Genomic DNA, 5,070 nt, shown 5'->3' with positions numbered 1-5,070 from the left:
GCCGACACTCCACCCTGGACTGGATGAGTCCCGTAGAGTTCGAAACCATCACCCGCCCGTCGACCCTCATCTCCTCACTGGCGAGTCCGTGAAACGGGGTCAAGATCAGGGTCGTTCTGCTGGTCACGGGCAACGGCGACTCGGCTGAGTTCCGGGAGTTGGCCGCTGCGGTCGTTGCGGCCGAGCCCGTGCCGGACTAGGTGGCGGCTTGCACGACCGGGGTCCGGGGCTTGCGGCGAGCGCAGACGGGTCCGGGGCCGGCGGCGGATTTTTCGGGCTCCGACTCACGGTTCAAGGGCGGCCTTCGGCCGTCCGCCGCCGGCCCCGGACCTTGTTCCTCGGGCTGGCGCCGAATCGCCTGCGGGCACTAAGTGGCGCGCCAGCAGCCTTCTACGTGGTCGTCGACCATGCCGGTTGCCTGCATCAGGGCGTAGGCGGTCGTCGGGCCCACGAAGGCGAAGCCGCGCTTCTTCAGCTCCTTGGCCAACGCCTTGGACTGCGGGGTGATGGCGGGGACCTCGGCCAGCGTGCGGGGGCGGGGGCCCGGCTCCGGCGCGAAGGACCACAGCAGCTCGTCCAGTGGCACGTCGAGGTCGGCGATCGCGCGGGCGTTGCGGATCGCGGCGTCGATCTTGGCTCGGTTGCGCACGATCGCCTTGTCGGCCATCAGGCGGGCCACGTCGGCGTCGCCGAACTCCGCCACCCGCTTCGGCTCGAAGCCGGCGAACGCGGCGCGGAAACCCTCCCGCTTGCGCAGGATCGTCAGCCAGGACAGGCCCGACTGGAACGCCTCCAGGGTCAGCCGCTCGTACAGCGCCGCCTCGCCGCGCAGCGGCACGCCCCACTCGTCGTCGTGGTAGGCGACGTAGTCCGCCGCCGAGTTGCCCCACGGACACCGCGGCCGCCCGTCCGGCCCAACGGTCGCGGTCATGACGACTCGTCGGCCGGCTCCAGGCGCTCGCGTAAGTCGGCCACCTCCGCGCGCAGGTCGTCGAGCTCGCCCGCGACGCGCCGCAGCACCCAGTCGACCTCGGACATCTTGTAGCCGCGCACAACGAGCTGGAAGCGCACGCCGCGCAGGTCGTCCGCGGTGATGCCGGACGAGGGCAGCCGCGTGGGCGAGGCGCCGGGCGGCAGCGCCGGCAGCTCCTCACCCCGGCCGAAGACGACCGAGGCGATCAGGAAAACCACGGCCGCCACGAGCACCATGACGACCAGGTAGATCAGGACGGTGGTCACGAGAGGGATCGTTGCACACCCCTCTGACGGAAACTCACCTGACGAGCAGGGAGCGCATCGGTGGCCGGTCCGCGACCGCCGCGCCCGCGGTGTCCGGCAGCCACTCGCCCGCCACCTGGACGAACTGCGTCAGCTCGCCGGCGTCCGCGGGGAGCATGCCGCAACGGGCGAGCACGGTGCCGAGGATCTGGCGCGCCATCAACCCGAGCGCCGCCAGCGGCTGGTTGCGGTGCCGCCGCACGCCCAGGTTCACCTGCGCGATCCCCGCCAGCCCGACGATCGCGTGCGCGTCCAGCAGCAGCCCGATCTCCACCCCGTACCCGGACGCGAACGGCACCGACTCGAGCAGCGCGCGGGTGCCGGCGTACTCGCCCGACAGCGGCTGGATCACCCCGGACAGCTCGGGGCGCAGCGCCGAGAGCAGCGGGCGGGCCATCAGCTCGGTGACCCGGCCGCCGCCGGACCCGGCCGCGTCCTCGGTGGACAGCGGGCGCCGGTAGAACCCCTTCACCAGCGCCACGTCCGGAGCGAACAGCAGCGGGCCGAGCAGCGTCGGCACGAACTCCGGCGACGGGTCGACCAGGTCCGAGTCCACGAACACCAGCAGGTCGCCGGTCGTCGCCGCGAGCGAGCGCCACAGCACCTCGCCCTTGCCGGGCAACGGTTCCAGCTCGGTCAGCACCTCGGTCCGGCGCACGACCCGGGCACCCGCCACGGCGGCCACCTCGACCGTGCGGTCCGTCGAGCCGGAGTCGAGCACGACCAGCTCGTCCACGAGGGAGCCGACGAGCGGCCGGATCGAGGCGACCACGCCGCCGACCGTGGCCTCCTCGTCGAGCGCCGGCAGCACCACGCTCACCGTGCGGGAGCCCTTGGCAGCCACCAGCTCCGCGACCGTCCACTCGGCACTCTGCCAGGTCCGCTCGGCGAACCACGCCCGCGCGTCCGGATGCATCAGGCCAGCGCCCGCAGGCAGCGCACCGGCTGCCGGGTCCCGGCGATGCTCGCCACCATCTCGACCACCTTCCGCGTCCGGCCGACCTCGTGCGCGCGGAACACCCGGGCGCCGGCGTTGGCCGCCACCGAGGTCGCCGCGAGCGTGCCGTCCACCCGGTCGGCCACGTCGGCGTCCAGGGTCTCGCCGACGAAGTCCTTGTTGGACAACGCCATCAGCACCGGCCAACCCGTCGCGACCAGCTCGTCGAGCCGGCGCAGCAGCGCGAGCCCGTGCCAGGTGTTCTTGCCGAAGTCGTGCGTGGGGTCGATCAGCACGCCCTGCTCGGGCACGCCGAGGGCGACCAGCCGCTCCGCCCGCGCCACCAGCTCGTCGGCCACCTCGGCGACCACGTCCAGGTAGCGCACCCGGTGCGGGTCGGTGCGCGGCGCTGCGCCGCCGGTGTGCGAGCAGACCATGCCGACGCCGAACTCGGCGGCGACCTCCGCCAGCCGGGGGTCCGCGCCCGCCCAGGTGTCGTTGATCAGGTCGGCGCCGGCCGCGCAGGCCGCCCGGCCGACCTCGTGACGCCAGGTGTCCACGCTGATCACGAGGTCGGGATGGAGCTCGCGCACCCGCTCGACCAGCGGCACCACCCGGCGCAGCTCCTCGTCCGCTTCGACCCGTTCGCCGTGCGCGCCGGCCCGGACGCCGCCGATGTCGACGATGTCCGCGCCCTGGCCGACCAGCCGCTCGACGGCGGCGAGTGCGGCCTGCTCGGCGAACGTGGCGCCGCGGTCGTAGAAGGAGTCCCTGGTGCGGTTGACGATCCCCATCACCAGCGCGCGGTCCTGCGTGACCGTCCGGCGGCCGAATCGAAGAATGCCCACCCGCGGATCGTGCCACGCGCGCGCCGCGAACAACCCCGGCGATACACGGAGGTCACAATTGGTGACCCCGACGAAACTTGCTCAGTGGGTTTCGTCCCAAGCTTGGTAGGCCTCTTCGACCACGCGGATGGCGTCGTCGACGTCGTCGGTCACGTGCAGCAGCGCCATGTCCTTCTCGCCGATCTTGCCTTCCTTGTAGACCGTGTCGTGCACCCAGTCGTACAGCCCGCCCCAGTAGGACCGTCCGAAGAGGACGACCGGGAACTTGGTGACCTTCTTCGTCTGCACGAGCGTGAGTGCCTCGAACAGCTCGTCGAGCGTGCCGAAGCCACCCGGCAGGCAGATGAACGCTTGGGCGTACTTGACGAACATCGTCTTGCGGGCGAAGAAGTAGCGGAAGTTGACGCCGAGGTCGACCCAGGGGTTGAGGCCCTGCTCGAACGGCAGCTCGATGCCCAGCCCGATGGACAGCCCGCCGGCCTCCGAGCAGCCGCGGTTGACCGCCTCCATCGAACCCGGGCCGCCGCCGGTCATCGCGGCGTAGCCGGCCCTCGCGAGCGCCGCGCCGATGTCCACGCCCAGCTGGTACTCGGGATCGTCGCGCTTGGTCCGCGCGGAGCCGAACACGGTGACCGCGCGCGGCACCTCGGCCAGCGCGCCGAAGCCCTCGACGAACTCCGCCTGGATGCGCAGCACCCGCCACGGGTCGGTGTGCACCCAGTCCGCCGGGCCGCGTGAGTCCAGCAGCCGCTGGTCGGTGGTGGTCGCTTCGTCCCTTCTGGACCGCCGCAGCACCACTGGCCCCCGCTGCTTCTCCTTGGGGTGCTCCTCGTCCGGCTGCTCGGCGAACTGCTCGATCGTCACGTGCGCGAGTCTAGAGACAAGTATCTTGCCGAGCGTGTCCGAAGAGCGCATCGAGAAGCTCGAGAAGTCCCTGCAACACCTGCGCAAGCGCGTGGACCAGCTCGACCGCCGGCAGACCGACGTGTCCGACGGCCTGCGGTACGCCGTGCTGGCCTGCGCGGTCGCCGGCGCGATCCTGGCGATGACGGCCGCGACGTGGCGCACGGTCGGCGGCGCCGACGGCTACGTGGAGACGTTGTGGGGGATGGTGCCGGAGGGTTGGCAGGCCGCGTGGACGCTCGGCGGCGTGCTGGTCGTCGGGGTGGGCACGATCGCGGTGTTCGTCGCCGACACCGCCGGGAAGGCGAGCCACATCGTGTTCGTCGTGCTGGCGCTGCTGACGGCCGTGGGCATCGTCCTCGTGGGCGCCGTGGACGCCGGCGGCTACTACAGCGCCGAGGAGGGCGACTCCGCCCCGGCCCGCTGGCTGACGCTGCTGGCGACCCTGTTCCTGGCCGTCGTCCACGGCACCCGCGCGAACGACATCAGGCGGTAGACATGTCGCGTTTCGCCGCATTGGGGACGAGCCTCGCCACCGGCCTGCTCGTGCTGACCGCCACGACCTGGGCCGCCAACGAGGAAGGCGCGGACCCGTACACGCTGTGGGGACTCGTGGCGGAAGGCTGGGTCGCGCTCCTGATGCTGGCCTTCGTCGCCGGCACCGCGCTGACGACCTACTGGCTCTTCCTCGCCGAGCCGCCCACCCGGATCGGGCACCTGGTCATGGTGTTCGTCTCGCTGACGACCGCGGTCTGGGTGCTCGTGGTCGAGCAGGTGCCGCCGGAGGAGTTCGACTCGGCGCCGGGGCGGTGGCTCACGCTGCTCGGCGCGCTGGCGCTCGCCGGGGTGCACGGGTTCCGCGCGGAGGAGCTCAGCCCGCGAGGAAGCGGGTGAGGACCTCCGCGCAGCGGTGGATGTCGGCGATCGGCACGTGTTCCTGTCGCGTGTGGGCCAGGGTGGGGTCCCCGGGGCCGAAGTTGACCGCCGGCATGCCGCGCGCGGCGAAGCGGGCCACGTCGGTCCAGCCGAGCTTCGCCACCGGGTCGCCGCCCGCGGCCGCGACCAGCTCGGCGGCCGCCGGGGCGGACAGCCCGGGCAGGGCGC

General features: G+C 72.4%; 8 protein-coding genes. 2 read left to right on the top strand and 6 right to left on the bottom strand.

Annotation, left to right across the window (positions count from 1 at the left end; genetic code table 11):
* Positions 1 to 367: 367 nt before the first annotated feature.
* The 5 genes from ACRDSK_RS31740 to ACRDSK_RS31720 all read right to left on the bottom strand — a co-directional run bounded on the left by ACRDSK_RS31740 (position 368) and on the right by ACRDSK_RS31720 (position 3,921).
* Positions 368 to 931, bottom strand: a complete 564-nt coding sequence (locus tag ACRDSK_RS31740; protein WP_431445086.1) for a DNA-3-methyladenine glycosylase I — start codon at positions 929 to 931, stop codon at positions 368 to 370.
* A complete protein-coding gene (locus ACRDSK_RS31735) occupies positions 928 to 1,239 on the bottom strand; it encodes a DivIVA domain-containing protein (protein ID WP_431445085.1) in 312 nt (103 codons plus the stop codon). The genes ACRDSK_RS31740 and ACRDSK_RS31735 overlap by 4 nt, the downstream gene beginning before the upstream one ends.
* Before the next feature lie 34 nt (positions 1,240 to 1,273).
* Positions 1,274 to 2,194 carry a glucosyl-3-phosphoglycerate synthase gene (locus tag ACRDSK_RS31730; protein ID WP_431445084.1) on the bottom strand — a complete coding sequence of 307 codons (921 nt, stop codon included), beginning with the start codon at positions 2,192 to 2,194 and terminating at the stop codon, positions 1,274 to 1,276.
* A complete protein-coding gene (folP, locus tag ACRDSK_RS31725; RefSeq protein WP_431445088.1) occupies positions 2,194 to 3,009 on the bottom strand; it encodes a dihydropteroate synthase in 816 nt (271 codons plus the stop codon). The genes ACRDSK_RS31730 and folP overlap by 1 nt, the downstream gene beginning before the upstream one ends.
* Positions 3,010 to 3,144: 135 nt before the next feature.
* Positions 3,145 to 3,921: a TIGR00730 family Rossman fold protein gene (locus ACRDSK_RS31720; RefSeq protein ID WP_431445087.1), complete on the bottom strand. Its 777-nt coding sequence runs from the start codon at positions 3,919 to 3,921 to the stop codon at positions 3,145 to 3,147.
* 40 nt (positions 3,922 to 3,961) lie between these two features.
* Here ACRDSK_RS31720 and ACRDSK_RS31715 point away from each other — a divergent pair, with 40 nt between their 5' ends.
* Both ACRDSK_RS31715 and ACRDSK_RS31710 read left to right on the top strand, forming a co-directional pair.
* Positions 3,962 to 4,462 carry a hypothetical protein gene (locus tag ACRDSK_RS31715; RefSeq protein WP_431445083.1) on the top strand — a complete coding sequence of 167 codons (501 nt, stop codon included), beginning with the start codon at positions 3,962 to 3,964 and terminating at the stop codon, positions 4,460 to 4,462.
* Positions 4,463 to 4,464: 2 nt separating this feature from the next.
* The gene (locus tag ACRDSK_RS31710; RefSeq protein ID WP_431445082.1) at positions 4,465 to 4,860 is read left to right on the top strand and encodes a hypothetical protein; all 396 of its coding nucleotides are present in this window, start codon (positions 4,465 to 4,467) and stop codon (positions 4,858 to 4,860) included.
* On the opposite strand, the gene ACRDSK_RS31705 is transcribed toward ACRDSK_RS31710, so the two are convergent.
* On the bottom strand, positions 4,838 to 5,070 hold a 233-nt coding region (locus ACRDSK_RS31705), incomplete at its 5' end, for a M20/M25/M40 family metallo-hydrolase (RefSeq protein WP_431445081.1). The two genes, ACRDSK_RS31710 and ACRDSK_RS31705, sit on opposite strands and share 23 nt — an antisense overlap.

It is taken from the genome of Actinophytocola sp. (genome assembly GCF_050699915.1).
Classification (GTDB): Bacteria; Actinomycetota; Actinomycetes; order Mycobacteriales; family Pseudonocardiaceae; genus Actinophytocola.
The sequence above is the reverse complement of the archived record's forward strand: the minus strand, read 5'-3'. Positions and strand labels throughout refer to the sequence as shown.